Below are 17797 nucleotides of genomic sequence, written 5' to 3'. Positions count from 1 at the left end.
AAAGGAGTTTTTATGTTAAACAAAAAGTTTTTTACTTATGCTTCCTTATTGGCTTTAGTTGCTGTGTCACCAGTAATTGAAGAGTCTTTTGATCAGCACAATTCAGTTTATGCTGAAGAAATCATAGGACCCAAAACAGAGCCGATTGTGAACACTACTGCAGAATCCTTGGAACCGTTAAATACTTTAGTTACTAAGGACACAAGAGAAAAAAACTCGACAGAGCGTCCGCTTGAAGAAAGAGCGGCCGTTGAGACATTGACTGTAAGTCCAGAAGTTTTAGCAGATGCTAATGGGAGCAAACCTATAGCAGAAGTAAAAGCAAGTCCTCAGAACCAAACCTATACGGTAACTGGTAAAATTATCAGTGCTGTTGATGGATGGGGTGGTAATGGCTTTTACATGCAAGATAGTAAGGGGACAGGTATCTATGTTTATCCAGGGCAATCACTAGGATATGTCAGTGGAGACCTTATCCAAATAACAGGGCAATTAACCAATTTTAATGGTGAATTACAATTAAAAACCATTAGTGACCATCATAAAATTCAAGGGCAGTTACCGACCACGGTCCTTGAAAAAACCATTCCTCAATTAACTGATGAGAGCCTATCAACCTTAGTCAAAGTCTCAGAAGTGACTGTTGGCAAAATCACATCTGAAAAATCTGAAACATCAAACTTTGAGGTAAAGGATAAATTTGGAAATACGATTGCAGTTAGGGTAGATAGTCGTACTGGTATAAAAACTTCTGATTTGCTTCTTAAAATTAATGAAGGAGATGTCATTAATTTAACTGCTATCCACTCTATATTTAAGACGAAATTCCAACTTAAACCTTTTAATCTTGATCAGTTTGAGGTTGTTAAAAAAGCTATTCGAAAAGAAGAGGCAAGCCCAGAACCTCTTTCTCAACTGTTGAAAATTGGTCAGATTCAAGGAACGAGTCATCAATCTCCATATGATAAAAAGAATGTGACCGTTGAGCAGGTTGTGGTAACTTACATTGATGATTCAACTCATTTTTACGTTCAAGATATTCAAGGGGATGCTAATATTGCGACATCTGATGGTATTCGTATTTTTACACAAAACTTAAAACCACAAGTTAAAGTGGGGGATGTGTTAACCATTTCAGGATTAGTCGAAGAATATTTCGGTCGTGGCTACCAAGACCTCAAAAAAACAGATTTAACAATGACTCAAATTAAAGCAAAATCAATTCTTAAAACAGGGGAAACAAGTGTTCCTGCTCCACTTGTTTTAGGGAAAGATCGTAAAGCTCCAGTTGATATTATTGATAATGATGGCTTGAAACAATTTGATCCACAAGAAGATGCTATTGATTATTGGGAATCAATGGAAGGGATGCTAGTTGCAGTTGATAATGCTAAAATTGTTGGACCAAGTAAAAACTCAGAAATTTATGTTTTACCAGGTGATACAACTAGAACACTTAATAATTCAGGTGGTGTGTCACTGAGACCAACGGCATATAATACTGATTTAATTCCAATTCTCTTTAAAAAAGGCAAACAAATCATTAAAGCAGGTGATTTCTACACAGGTCGTCTTACCGGTCCGGTATCTTATAGTTATGGGAACTATAAAGTTGTCGTGGACGGCATTAAAGGCATGCCTACATTAAATGATGGCCAATTAAAACCTGAAAAAACACATTTACCAAAAGATCCAAGTAAGTTAAGTATCGCTTCTTACAATATTGAGAACTTTTCAGCTAATCCAAAATCAACCAAAAATGAAAAAGTTAACCGCATTGCAGAGTCATTTATTAATGACCTTAACTCGCCTGATATTATTGGTTTAATTGAAGTCCAAGATAATAATGGTCCGACAAATGATGGGACTACTGATGCAAGTCAAAGTGCTCAACGCCTTATTGATGCTATTAAAGCACTAGGAGGACCGATTTACCGTTATGTTGATATTGCGCCTGAAAATAATGCTGATGGTGGGGAGCCTGGAGGGAATATTCGTACAGGATTTCTTTATCAACCAGATCGCGTTAGCCTTTCTGAAAAAGCAAAAGGTGGTGCTAATGATGCAGTTTCTTGGGAAAATGGGGGATTGAATTTTAGTGTTGGACGTATTGATCCAACAAATGCCATTTGGAAAGATGTTCGCAAATCTCTGGCAGCTGAATTTATATTCCAAGGAAATAAAGTTGTTGTTGTTGCTAATCACTTGAACTCAAAACGTGGTGATAATGCCCTGTATGGTCGAATTCAACCAGTTACCTTCAAATCTGAAGAAAGACGTCATGAATTAGCTAAAGTGCTTGCTCAGTTTGCCAAGGAAGGTTCTCGTCAACAAGCCAATATTGTCATGTTAGGTGATTATAATGATTTTGAATTTACAAAAACCATTCAATTGATTGAAGAAGGTGAGATGGCCAACTTGGTAAGTCGTCATGATTGGTCAGACCGTTACTCTTATTTCTATCAAGGCAATAATCAATCACTTGATAACATGCTTGTTTCAACTAATTTATTGGGACGTTATGCTTTTGATATGGTGCATGTGAATTCGCCATTTATGGAAGCACATGGTCGTGCTTCAGACCATGACCCATTGTTGCTACAATTGGCATTTCCAAAAAGGGATGAATTACCATCACCAAACAAGGTAGTTCCGGGAAATAAAAATTCTGAAAACCAAGTGATTAAACCAAAAGCAGCTCTGGCAACTGCAGTCAAAAAAAAAGGAAAAGTATTACCTCACGCCGGAGAAACTTCTGGATTGATGCTATCATTCCTTGGTATGACAAGTTTATTTGGCTTTATCTCATTAAAACGTAAAGGTCAAAAAAACTAATGATATGCCTTAATTCTTAAGATAAAGAGGCTGGGCAAAAAGTAGCTTCAAATAAAACCACACAGTGATTTCAGTCTTGAAAACAATCAAGATGAAAAAATCACTGTGTGGTTTTTGAGTATTTGAAGTTTTAGAGTCGAGATTCTTAGCTAATTTCGTGAGATTCATACTCATGAAGAGGAATCCAACCTCCGTTTGGACGGCTTGATTGCCTCTGACATGGACTCTACGCACGCCAAAAACACTCTTCAATCGGCCAAAAACGGGTTCGACATCGATTTTCCGTTTGGCATAGATTCGAGAGCCATCTTCGCTATGTAATTCTTCCTTTATGAGTTCTTTAAAGTAATTCCAAGTTGGATTGTAATGGATCTGTTTCTGGCGACCACTTTCTGTTTTGGAAAGTTTTTCCAACTCTTCCGTGCTTTGTATTTTTTCTGCCTCATAAATCTTGAAATCCCGTTCAAAGCCATACTTATCTTTTCTACGAGAGTAATATTTAAAGGAATAAACAACACCATCTGGTTTAATGAATTGGTCTGTTTCTTCAAGGTAGTCCCAATTATTTGGATTAGTAGGACTGTTTTTATATTTCTTAGTCAATTCCTTCTGGTACATACCATAGGGAATAAGAGGAGATTTCTCCAACTCATCAATGATAAAACTATAATTCTCCTCACTGCCATAACCGGCATCGGCGACAATATTTTGGAAGAGGTCCAGAGTTTGAATGGATTGGAGAAATGGTTTCAGAGTTCGGGTGTCCGTTGGATTTGGAAATATATCGTAGGCAAGAACATATTGGCCATTGGTGGCAGCTTGGATATTGTAGCCTGGCTTAAGCTGGCCATTCATCATACTCGCTCTTTTATTTTAAAGCTCGTGAAGAAATAGTCTCTCCCCAGACTATTTCTTTCCTCTTTCATTCGCATAAAAGTGGCATCGTGGTCCGTTTTGGAGAAAGAGTTACGCTCTTCTAGAATCTCTCTAGCCTCCTCATAGCGTTGCTTACGAGGGAGATAATCCTTTCTCAACTGGTTGCGCAGTTTCTTAATACGACGTCGCTTCTGCTTATTGGCAGAACCTCCCTTGATAACCTTTGGTTCTTCAGAAATTGCTTTCTCAACTTCAGCCAAGGCCTGTTCAGTGTCTTCTAAAAGGCGCACTAACCCCTCGCTGGTTTCGCATTCTTCTTTAGACAGAGCTAGGTTTACCCCCTCTTGAACCAGCTGGTCATAGAGTTCTGAGATTTTCCCATTTAAGGCATATTCGTATTTATCAACAGCTCTTTTCCAAGTGAAAGAGTAGAGATTGGCATCAGCTTCTAGCTTGGTGCCATCAATGAAGAGTGCCTCATCTTCAATCATGCCATTCTCACGCATAAGGAGGGTGAAGTAAATAAAGGCAGTCTTAATCAGGTTGTTGGCATGCTTGCTTGAGCGAAAATTATTGATGGTCTTATAACTGACATAAGTATCCTGACTCAACCATTTCATGGGAATCACTTCCTCATTCATCTGCACCATTTTGCGACCAGAAAAGACTTGACGGGCATAGGCGAAGAGCGTCATCTTCAAAAGCATAGCAGGATGAAAGGCAGGACGACCAGTGTGTGACTTATCTTCTAATAAAACTTGGCTAGGAATACTATCCACAAAAAGACTGATCAATCTAACTTCATGATTCATAGGAATATCGTAGGCAAGGTTTAGTTCCAAACTCAATTGATTTGTGTTATACTCTTTATACATAGTCATGGCTTTCTAGTTGTTTTGTGGTTATTATAATTATAAACCATGACATAGGAAAACGAGCATCTCCAACTGCGGAAATGCTCGTTTTTTCTATTCTGAAGCTACTTTTTGCCCAGCCACTTTGACTATTTTTTAAGGGTTTAATTTTCCTTTTTTTCTAGCTAGGATTATGCTACAATAAGACTGTTGCTCAGCAACCCTTGGTGCTTAGTTCCCTTTCACCAAGCATATTAGACACGTCGTTTTGAGTTAAAAACAGACGTCAAAGGAGAAAAATGAAAACATACACTGTCCGTGACTACGTTCACATTGCACTGGTTGCTGCCCTTTATGTGGTTTTAACCATTACCCCACCTTTAAATGCTATTTCTTATGGCATGTATCAGTTGCGCGTTTCTGAAATGTTAAACTTTCTTGCCTTTTATAACAAGAAGTATATCCTAGCGGTGACTATTGGCTGTATGATTGCTAACTTTTACAGTTTTGGCTTAATAGATGTTTTGGTAGGCGGTGCGTCAACTTTAGTTTTTGTCACATTAGGTGTTAGACTCTTTGGACAATTTAAGAAGGACTTTCTTTTTAATGGTTTTATCAATAAAGCATTCTTTTACTTTAGCATTTTCTTTTCCATTTCAATGATTACAGTTGCTATTGAACTCAGCTTTTTTGGTTCGCCGTTTTTAGTGACTTGGTTTACCACAGCAACAGGAGAATTCATTTCGTTACTGATTGGCTCACTTGTTATTGAACGTTTAGCACGACAACTGGATTTGAAGCAGTAGCCATTTCACAATTGCATATCAATAAGAGATTGGTTTAAAACCAGTCTCTTTTTCTGGCTTTACCGATAGCCTAATAGCCCAATTTAAAGGAAATATGATAAAATAGAAATATGAAAAATCGTATTAAAGACTTAAGCCATTTATTAAACCAATACCGTAAAGATTACTACACTAACGATAAGCCCCAAGTGTCTGACAGCGACTATGATAAGCTATATCGTGAGCTTGTAGAGTTAGAAAAAAAATACCCAGAATACCGTCAAGAAGATAGCCCAACTCAGGCCGTTGGTGGTCTTATTTTAGAGGGGTTTGAAAAGTACCAACACCCCTATCCGCTTTACAGTTTGCAAGATGCCTTTTCACTAGAGGAATTGTATGCCTTTGATCGTAGGGTCAAAGCAGAGTTTCCTCAGGCGGATTATATGGCAGAGCTGAAAATTGATGGTTTATCCATTTCACTAAGTTATCAGGCAGGAAAACTTGTGACAGGTGCTACCCGTGGAGATGGAAGCATCGGTGAGAACATCACAGAGAACCTCAAGAAATTAAAAGATATCCCCCAGCAACTAAATGAAGCCATTGATATTACTGTTCGTGGAGAGGCCTATATGTCACGAGCATCATTTCAAAAAATCAATCAAGAGCGGCAAGAAAATGGTGAAGCAGAGTTTGCTAATCCTAGGAATGCTGCAGCAGGAACCTTACGTCAGTTGGACACATCAATTGTAGCCAAGCGTAATTTGGGAAGTTTCTTGTATCAAGAAGCTAGCCCAAGCCAATCCATCAGCCAAAAAGAGGTTTTGGATAGATTGGATACTTTAGGGTTTACTGTTAATCAAAACTATCTTGTTAGTTCCTCTATGGATGTGATTTGGGATTTCATCCAAGAGATTGAAGGTCATAGAGATAAGTTACCTTATGACATTGATGGTATTGTGATTAAAGTAAATAGCCTTGCTATGCAAGAAGAGCTTGGCTTCACTGTAAAAGCTCCGCGTTGGGCTGTTGCTTATAAGTTTCCAGCTGAGGAAAAAGAAGCAGAAATTCTCTCTGTTGATTGGACAATTGGTCGTACGGGAGTTGTGACACCAACAGCTAATTTGACACCGGTTCAACTTGCTGGGACTACTGTCAGTCGTGCCACTTTGCATAATGTGGATTATATTGCAGAAAAAGATATCAGAATTGGAGATACTGTTATTGTCTACAAGGCTGGTGATATTATTCCAGCAGTTCTTCGAGTTGTGGAGAGTAAAAGAAGTCATCAAGAAAAAATGCCGATTCCAAGCGCTTGCCCATCATGTGCCAGTGAACTCAGTCATTTAGAAGGGGAAGTGGCTCTTCGCTGTATTAATCCCTTGTGTCCAAGTTTAATGCAACGCAGTTTGGAACATTTTGCCAGTCGAAATGCTATGAATATCTCTGGTTTAGGTTCTGCTATTGTTCTTAAATTGTTTGAAGCAGGCTTGATTCATGATGTGGCAGATATCTACAAACTGACCTTAGAGCAATTGTTAGCTTTAGATGGGATTAAGGAAAAATCAGCTGAAAAATTATTAGCAGCTATTGAAGCTTCCAAGGCTAATTCAGCAGACAAACTCTTATTTGGTTTAGGGATCAGACATGTTGGTGCTAAGGCAAGTAAATTATTGCTTGAGACCTTTGGTGATATGCATCATTTGATGCAGGCAGAAAAAGAGGCTATTGCTGCAATTGATGGATTAGGCAGTGTGATTGCTGATTCAATTCATGCTTATTTTGATAAAGAAGAAGCTAAACTTTTGATTTCAGAGTTAAAAGCAGCGGGTCTCAATCTAGACTATTTAGGTCAAAAAATTGATCAGACAGCGCAGCTATTTGGCATGACGGTTGTTTTAACAGGTAAGTTGGAACAAATGAATCGTAATGATGCTAAGGCTAAATTAGAGCAGTTAGGGGCTAAAGTTACTTCTAGTGTTTCTAAAAAAACAGATTTAGTGATTGCAGGAAGTGATGCTGGATCAAAACTTGAAAAAGCCAGACAGTTAGGTATTGAAGTGCAAAGTGAAAACTGGCTACTTGATTTGTAAGTATGAGGTAAGAAATGAAGAAACAAAAGAGAGCAAGGCTGATTTATAATCCAACATCTGGGCAAGAAATCATGAAAAAAAATGTAGCAGATGTTTTAAATGTGATTGAAGGCTTTGGTTATGAGACGTCAGCTTTTCAAACAACAGCAGAACCCAATTCTGCTCTGAATGAGGCAAGACGTGTTGCAGAAGCAGGGTTTGATCTTGTGATTGCTGCAGGTGGTGATGGGACAATTAATGAAGTGGTTAGTGGTATTGCTCCATTAAAAAAACGTCCCAAAATGGCAATCATTCCAACTGGAACAACCAATGATTTTGCAAGAGCCTTAAAAATTCCTCGCGGAAATCCTGTGGAAGCTGCTAAGGTTATTGGAAAGAATCAGCGGATTAAGATGGATATTGGTCAAGCAAGAGAAGACGCTTACTTCATTAATATTGCTGCTGCTGGAAGTTTGACGGAGCTAACCTATAGTGTGCCCAGTCAGTTGAAAACCATGTTTGGTTATTTAGCATATCTTGCTAAAGGAGTTGAATTACTGCCTCGTGTCCGAAATGTGCCTGTCAAAATTAGTCATGATGAAGGTGTTTTTGAAGGTCAAGTCTCAATTATTTTTGCGGCCATTACTAACTCTGTTGGAGGTTTTGAGCTGATTGCACCTGATGCTAAACTAGATGATGGTATGTTTACATTGATTTTAGTTAAAACAGCTAACTTATTTGAAATAGTCCACCTCTTAAGACTTGTTATTGATGGTGGAAAACATATCACAGATAAACGGATTGAATACATCAAAACTAGCAAAATCAGTATTGAACCAATGTCTGGCCAACGCATGATGATTAATCTGGATGGTGAATATGGCGGAGATGCACCAATTACTTTGCTTAATTTGAAAAATCATATTAGCTTTTTTGCCGATACTGACCTGATTTCAAATGATGCTTATGGTGTTAATGACGAAGAACCTGAGATTGAAGAAATTGCACAAAAATTTGCTCATGAAGTCGAAGACTTGGAAGAAAAGAACGGTGGCTTTGAAGATTAATGAAAAATGCAATTATTGTGCACTATCATACCTCGCATGGCAATTATTCACATAAAAGCCTGTGGAGTTGGAGAGAAGGCCAGTTAGGTCGGGATACATTTTTTACACGATATGATAGTTTTGGAGCAGTTGCTTCATTGGAATTTTCGTCAGAAGAAGCCATTTTTCAAGTGTCTATGATTATTAAAGAACCACAGTGGAAAAATAAATCACATGAGTATTCATGTCATCGTGATTATGGTTTTGGTAAAACAGAAATTTGGCTAGTTGATGGGGATGAGACCGTTTACTATTCAAGACAAGCTGCTGTTTCAAGTTCATCATATTTTGTTCGAAGAAATCATGCCTTTGATATGGCAATCAACAGCTCTGCTTTCGATAAAAAGTGGGGCTTTTCTGGATGGCTTGGCTTTCAATACGACAAGGAAAAAACATGTTTTCGTCTATGGGCTCCAACAGCTGAAGCTGTTAGTCTGATTTTATTTGATTCAACAGATAATAAAGCAAGTGTTGCTCATGTTATTGCCATGGAAAAAGGTCGAGTGGCTTCACCAGAAGATCATACCCTAAATACCATTGGTGTTTGGGAAGTAACTGTTCATCGGGACTTGAATTTTCAGTCCTATCACTACCGTGTTAATTACCGAAAAAGAACCTACAGTGACACTCGTGATCCTTATGCCATTGCAACAACAGCAGATGGAAAACGCTCAATTGTTGTTGACCCTAATGACTTAAAACCAAAGCACTTTAAGGTCAAACACAAAGAAGAAGCTAACTGGCGCCTTGATAACCCTAATCAAGCAGTCATTTATGAAATGCATGTTCGTGACTTTTCAAAATCAGAAACATCTGGTGTCGATTTAGCCCATCGCGGAAAATTTATGGGCTTAATTCAAGAAGGAACTCAAAACAAATATGGCGATGCGACCTGTTTTGATTATGTCAAATCACTTGGCATTACTCATATTCAATTGCAACCAATTTTTGACCACCATCAAACTATTGATGAGACAGGAGACTTTGCTTATAATTGGGGGTATGACCCTGAAAATTATAATGTTCCATCGGCCATTTTCACAAGTAATCCTCACGAACCGACAAGAAGGATTTTAGAATTAAAAGAAGTGATTCAAGCCTATCATGACGCTGGCATAAACGTCATTATGGATGTTGTCTATAATCATACCTATTCCAATATGGATTCTGCTTTTCAACTTGCAGTTCCAGACTATTACTATCGCATGAATCCAGATGGGTCTTTTCAAAATGGTTCCGGATGTGGCAATGAGACTGCCAGTGAAAAGGAAATGTTTAGAAAATACATGCTTGACTCCATTCTTTATTGGATACAAGAATACAATATTGATGGCTTTCGCTTTGATTTGATGGGCTTGCATGATGTGGAAACAATGTCTATTATTCGTCAAGAAGTTGATAAAATTGACTCACGGATTTTATTATATGGTGAAGGTTGGGATATGGGCATTGGATTACAGCCTGAGAAAAAGGCTAAAAAAGACAATGCACATTTGCTGCCAGGAATTGGATTTTTTAATGATGATCAGCGTAATGCTGTTAAAGGTTCAGAAGTTTATGGCAATTTAAAAGCTGGTTTTATCTCAGATGAGCCCACAGAAGCTACTTTAGCTAAAGCTATTTTGGGTAGTGATGAATTGGGAACTTACCTAAGTCCAAGTCAAGTTGTTAACTATGTTGAAGCTCATGACAATTATAATTTAAATGATCTATTTTGGGCCTTGCATCCTCAAGATAGCTTAGCAACCCATACGAAACGAATCCAGCTATCAACTGCTATGAACCTTTTAATGCAAGGAATTGCCTTTATGCAGATTGGTCAAGAATTTTTAAGAACCAAATGTCTTGCGACTGGTGAAAATGGTATCTTCACCAGTGAGGATAAACAACGAGCAATGAATTCTTACAATGCGCCTGATGCTGTGAACCAAATTGATTGGAATCAAGTTACTTTTGAAAAGAGAACAATTCGATTTATTCAAAAAATCATTGCCTTAAAAACCAGCACACCTTATTTTTCTTACTCGAGTTTTGAAGAAATCAGAAAGCACCTTTATATTGAAAATGCCCATCCTCATTCGGGTTTTATCACTTATTTTGTTGATGATGGAAAGAAAATTCAGATTATTTTCACAATTCACAGAAAAAAAATGAAGTTAGCCAGTGAAAATGCTATAATTGAATCAAATGATGAGAGTTTCTATAGGGATGAAGAGCACATCAATAATTTGACGGCAATCATTCTTGATGTGACGAAATAACCTGATTTTTTGGGTTATTTTTTTATACCAAAACGAAATTTCTGATGATTAAAAGATAAGAGAGGGTGATGTCATGTTAAAAGACGAAGAGTTAAAAGCTTTTGAAAATGGTGATAATGCTTATATTCAAGATTATTTTGGTGTTCATCGCATTAATAAGAACAATAGTTTTTGCTATGTCTTTAGGGTTTGGGCTCCAAATGCTGAGTCGGTTTCACTGATTGGTGATTTTACAGACTGGTTTCAAATGCCTTTGGAAATGACAAAAATTGCTGGTGGTGTTTGGGAAATAGAGACAGATTTGGCAAGGGAAGGTCATATCTACAAGTACCTTGTTACAAGGCAGGGTGGGCAGGTGGTTGAGAAAATTGATCCCGTTGCACATGTTTTTGAAAAGCGACCAGCAACTGGCGCAGTTATCAAAACTGATTTGGACAAAAAATGGCATGATGCTCTTTGGATGGGGCGTCGAAAACGACTAGGTTTTAAAAATCGTCCTGTAAACATTTATGAAGTCCATGCCAATTCCTGGAAAAAAGATAGCAATGGCCGCCCTTTCCAATTTAAAGAACTAAAAGAAACTTTGATTCCTTATTTGATTAAAATGAACTACACGCATGTTGAGTTTATGCCCTTGATGGCTCATCCTTTGGATATGAGCTGGGGCTACCAAGTCATGGGATACTTTGCCTTTGAAGCAACATTTGGTAGTCAAGAAGATTTTCAGGAGTTTGTTGATGCTTGTCATTTACATAATATTGGTGTTATTGTTGACTGGGTACCAGGACATTTTATTCAAAATGATGATGCCCTTGCCTATTTTGACGGGACTCCAACTTATGAGTACGAAGACTATCATAGGGCTCATAATTACGGATGGGGAGCGATGAACTTTGATTTAGGAAAAGGTCAAGTTCAATCTTTTCTTATTTCAAGTTCACTTTATTGGATTGAAACCTTTCATATTGATGGCATTAGAGTAGATGCTGTTAGTAACATGCTCTATTTAGACTATGATCAAGGGCCGTGGACGCCTAATCAAAAGGGTGGTAATCATAATTTGGAAGGCATAGCCTTTCTTCAAAAACTAACCAAAAGCCTCAAAGAAAAGAAACCCGATGTGATGCTCATTGCCGAAGAGGCGACTTCAGATATTGCAATTACAAAAAGCATTAGTGAGGGTGGGCTTGGATTTGATTACAAGTGGAACATGGGCTGGATGAATGATGTGCTTAGATTCTATGAAGAAGACCCTTATTATCGTAAATACCATTATGATCTGATCACCTTTAGTTTTATCTACTGTTTTAATGAAAATTACCTCTTACCATTTTCGCATGATGAAGTTGTCCATGGTAAAAAAAGCTTGATGCATAAAATGTGGGGAGACCGTTACAATCAGTTTGCTGGTCTAAGAAATTTGTATACCTATCAAATGTGTCATCCAGGAAAAAAACTGATTTTTATGGGGTCAGAATTTGGTCAATTTTTGGAATGGAAATACAATGACCAATTGGTTTGGGATAATTTGAACGACAGCATGAATGCTAAAATGCATGCGTTCACATCACACTTAAATCAATTTTACAAAAACTTTAATATGCTTTGGCAAAATGATTATAGTTATGATGGCCTTGAAATTATAGATGCTGATAATAAGGATGAAACAGTGTTATCATTTTGCCGCAAAAATGATAAAGGAGATTTGCTCCTTTGCGTTTTCAATATGACGCCTGTCGAACGAAAAAACTTTACTATTGGTGTTCCAGTAGCAGGATTATATGAAGAGGTTTTAAATACTGAAATGGAAGCGTTTGGAGGGGTATGGAAAGACCATAACCCAAACACACAAACACAGCATCAAGAATGGAGGAATTATAAGAATACCTTAGCTTTCACTCTGCCTGCTTTAGGAGCAAGTGTTTGGAGAATGAAACGCCGCAAAAAATAAACTGTGATAGAGTGTTTTTAAAGAAAAAAGTCACTTTTCAAGGAACCATGGAGGGGAAAAATGAATACTAAAATGTTAGCCTTAATATTGGCCGGTGGCCAAGGAACCCGATTAGGAAAACTCACACAAAGCATTGCAAAACCAGCAGTTCAATTTGGAGGGCGTTACAGAATTATTGATTTTGCTTTATCAAATTGTGCCAATTCTGGAATTGACCATGTTGGTGTTATCACGCAATACCAACCTCTTGCCTTAAACAACCATATTGGGAATGGTTCTGCTTGGGGCTTAGAAGGAATTGATGCTGGAGCTACAATTTTACAGCCCTATTCTGCAAGTGAAGGTAACAAGTGGTTTCAAGGAACAAGTCATGCCATTTTTCAAAATATTGATTATATTGAAAGTGTCAATCCCGAGTATGTTCTCATTTTATCAGGAGATCATATCTACAAGATGGATTACGATGAGATGTTGCAAACCCATAAAAAACATGATGCTAGTTTAACAGTTGCTGTCTTGGATGTTCCTCTAAAAGATGCTAGTCGTTTTGGTATTATGAACACCGATTCTGATGATCGTATCATTGAGTTTGAAGAAAAGCCAGAACAGCCTAAATCAACCAAGGCATCGATGGGGATTTATATCTTTACCTGGCAACGGTTAAAGGAAATGTTAGTGGATGCTGAAAAAAATGGCCACAATATTGAAGATTTCGGTCAACATGTTATTCCATCCTATCTTGATTCGGGTGAAAGGGTCTACACCCATCAATTTAGCGGTTACTGGAAAGATGTAGGAACCATTGAATCACTGTGGGAAGCCAATATGGAATACATAGCTGAAAATAATCCATTGGATAGCCGTGACCGATCTTGGAAGATTTATTCAAAAAATCATATTGCCCCACCAAATTATATTGCACAAGGAGCAGAAGTCTCTGATAGTTTAGTTGTTGATGGTTGCTATGTATCTGGTCAAGTGGAGCATTCAATTTTATCAACTAATGTTCAAGTACAAAAAGGGGCGGTAGTTAAAGAGTCATTTATCATGAGTGGTGCAATTATTGGTGAAGGGGCACATATTACCAAAGCTATTATTGGAGAAAATGCTGTTATTGGAAGTCACACCATTATTGATGGAAGAGACAGTATCCAAGTTGTGGGACATGGTGAGGTTTTAGGAGGTTCAAATGAAAAGTGAAAAATATTCAGCTATTTTAGGCAGTGCCGTAGGATTCAAAGAGATGGAACATTTGACCACTCACCGCCCTCTTGCAAATTTACCATTTGATGGGAAGTATCGTCTCATTGACTTCCCGCTTTCAACACTAGCTAATGCAGGAATAAAAAGTATTTACGGTATTTTTAGAAGTGACAATATCCGCTCAGTTCTAGATCATGTGAGAAGTGGTCGTGAATGGGGGCTAAATAGTCTTCTAAGTCAATATTTTTTAGGTTTCTATAACACTAAAGATGATCAAAAAGAAGCTGACAAGGACTATTACGATCAAGTTTTAACCTATTTAAAAAGATCAGGTTCCAATCAAACTGTTTATATGAGTTGTGATATCTTATGTAACATTGATCTAAACGAAGTGATAGATGCTCACCAACAAAGTCAAGCAATGCTAACTGTTGTTTATAAAAACATGCCAACAAAACAAGTTTCAGACGATAATGCTATTCTTAGTTTTGATGAATCAGGCTTAGTGACAGCCAGTAAACCCGTTGCTCATGAAATGAAAGAATCTTTTTCAGCAGGTTTGTATATCATCAATACCAATTGGTTAATTCAAAAAATGGAAAAAGAAGCTGAGAAAGCTGAGCCACAAAAACTGCGCTACTTACTAAGAGAATTGGCGGTAACAGAAGCAGCTAATAGCTTTGAATATAATGGTTACCTAGCTAATATATACTCTGTCAAATCCTACTATGATGCCAATATGGATATGTTAGAAGCAGATAAATTCCATTCCCTTCTTTATTCCAATCAAAAAATTTACACCCGTGTTAAAAATGAGGAAGCAACCTATTTCTCTAAAGAATCACATGTTGAAAGCTCACAAATTGCTTCAGGTTGTGTCGTTAAAGGACAGGTTCAACATTCTATTATTTCAAGAAATTGTTATTTAGAGACTGAAACCATCATTAAAGACAGTATTCTTTCTCCAAAAGCAGTTATTGGAGAAAAAGCACGAATTGAGTATGCGATTATTGATAAATCAGTTACTGTTTCAGCAGGAATTACGATAAGGGGAACAAAAGATCAGCCAATTGTTATCCCTAAAGGAACAAAAGTAGTAGAGGATGTTGTGCGATGAAACTTTTATTTGTAGCAGCAGAAGGAGCTCCTTTTGCAAAAACAGGAGGTTTAGGTGATGTTATCGGAGCTTTACCTAAATCTCTTGCAACTGCTGGTGAAGAAGTTGCTGTCATGCTTCCTTATTATGACCTTATCGATCAGAAGTTTGGTTCTCAAGTTGAAGATCTCTGTTCTTTTTATATTGATATGAGCTGGAGGCATCAATATGTTGGCGTTAAAAAACTTATTAAGGATCAGGTCACATATTATTTTATCGACAACCGTTATTACTTTTTTAGAGGACATGTTTATGGTGATTGGGATGATGGTGAGCGATTTGCTTTTTTCCAACTAGCAGCCATTGAAGCAATGGAGAAAATAAACCTAATCCCAGATGTTTTGCATAGTCATGATTATCATACTGCAATGATTCCTTTCTTATTAAAGGAGAAATACCATTGGATTCAATCTTATCAGTCGATTAAAACTGTCTTTACGATTCATAATATTGAATTTCAAGGACAATTCGGACCTGACATGTTGGGTGATTTATTTAGTGTTGGCTCACAAAGATATGAAGATGGAACATTAAGATGGAATAATTGCCTCAATTGGATGAAGGCGGCTGTTTTATATGCTGATAGCGTAACAACCGTTTCGCCAAGTTATGCCTTGGAAATTCAAGGTCCTGAGTTTGGGAAAGGATTAGATCAGGTCATGCGAATGGAAAGTAGCAAATTGATTGGGTGTATTAACGGTATTGACACAGAACTCTACAACCCAGAAACAGATCCTTTTTTAAAACATTCCTTTTCTTTAAATGATATGACAGGAAAAGCACTTAATAAAATAGACCTGCAAAAAAAATTAGGCTTAACTTGTGACGCTACTATTCCAATGATTGGAATAGTATCACGTTTAACGGATCAAAAAGGGTTTGATTTAATTATTCAGGAACTTGAGCATATGATGGCTTTGGATGTTCAACTTGTAGTTCTTGGAACTGGTTATCAGCATTACGAAGAAACTTTTAAAAAGTTTTCACATAAGTATCCAGAAAAATTATCTGCTCAAATAACATTTGACCTAGCATTAGCTCAAGAAATTTATGCCTCAAGTGATCTCTTTTTGATGCCAAGTGCCTTTGAGCCTTGTGGTTTATCCCAGTTGATGGCAATGAGATATGGCAGTCTACCCTTGGTTCATGAAGTGGGTGGCTTAAAAGATACTGTCCTTCCTTTTAATCCTTATGATAAAAGTGGTAGAGGTTTTAGTTTTAATCATTTTTCAGGTTATTGGATGATGCAAACCTTAGCGTTTGCTCTTGATGTTTACAAAAATCATCAAGAAGATTGGAAAATACTTCAAAAGAATGCCATGTCGTGTGACTTTTCTTGGGATACGGCAAGTCAGGCTTATCTAAAACTATATCAGGATTTATGAAAGCCATAAGTTAAAGCAAGAAGTGTTTTGAATCTTGGTAGATAATGAACGTTAAAAGCGGCTTAGACCGCTTTTTTAATATTCCCTTTATTGTTGGAATAATGAGTTAATTATTGCTATAATGAATGTGTTAGTCTATTTCAAATAAGCAAATAGATTTTTAATGGTTTAATGAAATTTTGGGAATAATCCGATAAAGTATCAGTAGACTTTAATTTTCTGTTGACATTCTTTATTTTAAGGAATAGAATAGCTTAGTAAAAAAAATTTTTGAAGGAGAATTCTATTATGAATCCAATTTTTGCATTAGCACTTGCCTGCTTTGGTGTATCACTTTCAGAGGGATACTTGATGGCAAATCTATTTAAATCAGCTGCTCGTCAACCTGAAATTATTAAAGAACTTCGTTCATTGCTTATCTTAGGTATTGCCTTTATCGAGGGAACATTCTTCGTTACACTTGCGATGGCATTTGTTTTAAAATAAAGTTAAACCTTATTTTAAAATTAATGGAGCATTCAATAGAAATCTGATAATACCTCTAAAAGGGATTATGGATTTTTGAGTATTGAAACAAAGGAGGGAAAGAGTTGGAAGAAATTACTCCAACACTGACATTAGGTCCAGTAACCTTTAATTTGACCCTGCTTGCCATGTGTGTGATTGTCATTGTACTTGTTTTTGCATTTGTTTATTCTGCTAGTCGGAATATGTCGGTAAGACCTAAAGGGAAACAAACTGTTTTGGAAATGCTCTTGGATTTTATTTCAAGTGTCACAGATGAGCATGTTGAAAAGCCTTTTAGAAAACAATATTCCCTTTTCTTTTTCTGTATCTTTTTATTTGTAATGGTTGCTAATAATATTGGCCTTATGACAAAACTTGAAACATTAGATAAGATGAATTTATGGACATCGCCAACTGCTAATATTGGTTTTGACCTTTCATTATCATTTATGATTTCAATCATTTGTCAATTTGAGGGAATTCGTCAACGAGGTTTTAAAGCTTATGTTAAACGCCTCGTTACACCTGGTATTATGGCACCAATGAACTTACTTGAAGAAGTTACAAACGTGTTATCTTTAGCTTTACGTCTTTACGGTAATATTTTTGCTGGTGAAGTGGTCATGGGATTGATTCTTAAAATTTTACAAGCTAATGTAGCTTTGTTCCCAGTGAGCTTAGTATTGAATCTGGTATGGACCGTGTTTTCTATTTTCATATCATGTATTCAAGCTTACGTATTTACTAAACTAACATCAATGTATCTTGGTAAGAAAGTTAATGAAGAAGAGGAATAAGAAAGGAGAACC

At 37.0% G+C, this 17797-nt stretch carries 11 protein-coding genes, 1 pseudogene and 1 riboswitch; of the genes and pseudogenes, 11 read left to right on the top strand and 1 reads right to left on the bottom strand.

Features of this window, described 5'->3' with window-relative positions; genetic code table 11:
- The first annotated feature begins 12 nt into the window (after positions 1-12).
- Positions 13-2835 (top strand): DUF8508 domain-containing protein, encoded by a 2823-nt coding sequence (locus Q9317_RS06365; RefSeq protein ID WP_003100030.1) that lies wholly within the window; start codon positions 13-15, stop codon positions 2833-2835.
- A gap of 16 nt (positions 2836-2851) precedes the next feature.
- Here the strand turns inward: Q9317_RS06365 and Q9317_RS06360 are convergent.
- Positions 2852-4586, bottom strand: a pseudogene (locus Q9317_RS06360) (IS1182 family transposase).
- Positions 4587-4757: 171 nt separating this feature from the next.
- Positions 4758-4867: riboswitch (PreQ1 riboswitch) on the top strand.
- Here Q9317_RS06360 and Q9317_RS06355 point away from each other — a divergent pair.
- From Q9317_RS06355 to atpB, 10 genes are all read left to right on the top strand, one after another.
- The gene (locus Q9317_RS06355; protein WP_003100025.1) at positions 4865-5371 is read left to right on the top strand and encodes a QueT transporter family protein; all 507 of its coding nucleotides are present in this window, start codon (positions 4865-4867) and stop codon (positions 5369-5371) included. It overlaps the preceding riboswitch by 3 nt.
- Positions 5372-5481: 110 nt before the next feature.
- A complete protein-coding gene (ligA, locus tag Q9317_RS06350; RefSeq protein WP_003100024.1) occupies positions 5482-7440 on the top strand; it encodes an NAD-dependent DNA ligase LigA in 1959 nt (652 codons plus the stop codon).
- Between the two features lie 14 nt (positions 7441-7454).
- Positions 7455-8486 carry a diacylglycerol kinase family lipid kinase gene (locus tag Q9317_RS06345; RefSeq protein ID WP_003100023.1) on the top strand — a complete coding sequence of 344 codons (1032 nt, stop codon included), beginning with the start codon at positions 7455-7457 and terminating at the stop codon, positions 8484-8486.
- The gene (gene pulA / locus Q9317_RS06340) at positions 8486-10786 is read left to right on the top strand and encodes a type I pullulanase (protein ID WP_121791521.1); all 2301 of its coding nucleotides are present in this window, start codon (positions 8486-8488) and stop codon (positions 10784-10786) included. Before Q9317_RS06345 ends, pulA begins: the two co-directional genes overlap by 1 nt.
- 73 nt (positions 10787-10859) lie before the next feature.
- Positions 10860-12737: a 1,4-alpha-glucan branching protein GlgB gene (gene glgB / locus Q9317_RS06335; protein WP_003100021.1), complete on the top strand. Its 1878-nt coding sequence runs from the start codon at positions 10860-10862 to the stop codon at positions 12735-12737.
- 60 nt (positions 12738-12797) lie between these two features.
- Complete coding sequence (locus Q9317_RS06330; protein WP_016356049.1) at positions 12798-13937, top strand: glucose-1-phosphate adenylyltransferase; 1140 nt, start codon at positions 12798-12800, stop codon at positions 13935-13937.
- Positions 13927-15057, top strand: a complete 1131-nt coding sequence (gene glgD, locus Q9317_RS06325) for a glucose-1-phosphate adenylyltransferase subunit GlgD (protein ID WP_003100017.1) — start codon at positions 13927-13929, stop codon at positions 15055-15057. The genes Q9317_RS06330 and glgD overlap by 11 nt, the downstream gene beginning before the upstream one ends.
- Positions 15054-16481, top strand: a complete 1428-nt coding sequence (gene glgA / locus Q9317_RS06320) for a glycogen synthase GlgA (RefSeq protein WP_003100015.1) — start codon at positions 15054-15056, stop codon at positions 16479-16481. The genes glgD and glgA overlap by 4 nt, the downstream gene beginning before the upstream one ends.
- Positions 16482-16769: 288 nt before the next feature.
- Positions 16770-16967 (top strand): F0F1 ATP synthase subunit C, encoded by a 198-nt coding sequence (locus tag Q9317_RS06315; protein ID WP_003100014.1) that lies wholly within the window; start codon positions 16770-16772, stop codon positions 16965-16967.
- Positions 16968-17071: 104 nt separating this feature from the next.
- Positions 17072-17785 (top strand): F0F1 ATP synthase subunit A, encoded by a 714-nt coding sequence (gene atpB, locus Q9317_RS06310; RefSeq protein WP_003100013.1) that lies wholly within the window; start codon positions 17072-17074, stop codon positions 17783-17785.
- The last annotated feature ends 12 nt before the right edge of the window (positions 17786-17797 follow it).

It is taken from the genome of Streptococcus iniae, assembly GCF_030732225.1.
Classification (GTDB): Bacteria; Bacillota; Bacilli; order Lactobacillales; family Streptococcaceae; genus Streptococcus; species Streptococcus iniae.
The sequence above is the reverse complement of the archived record's forward strand: the minus strand, read 5'-3'. Positions and strand labels throughout refer to the sequence as shown.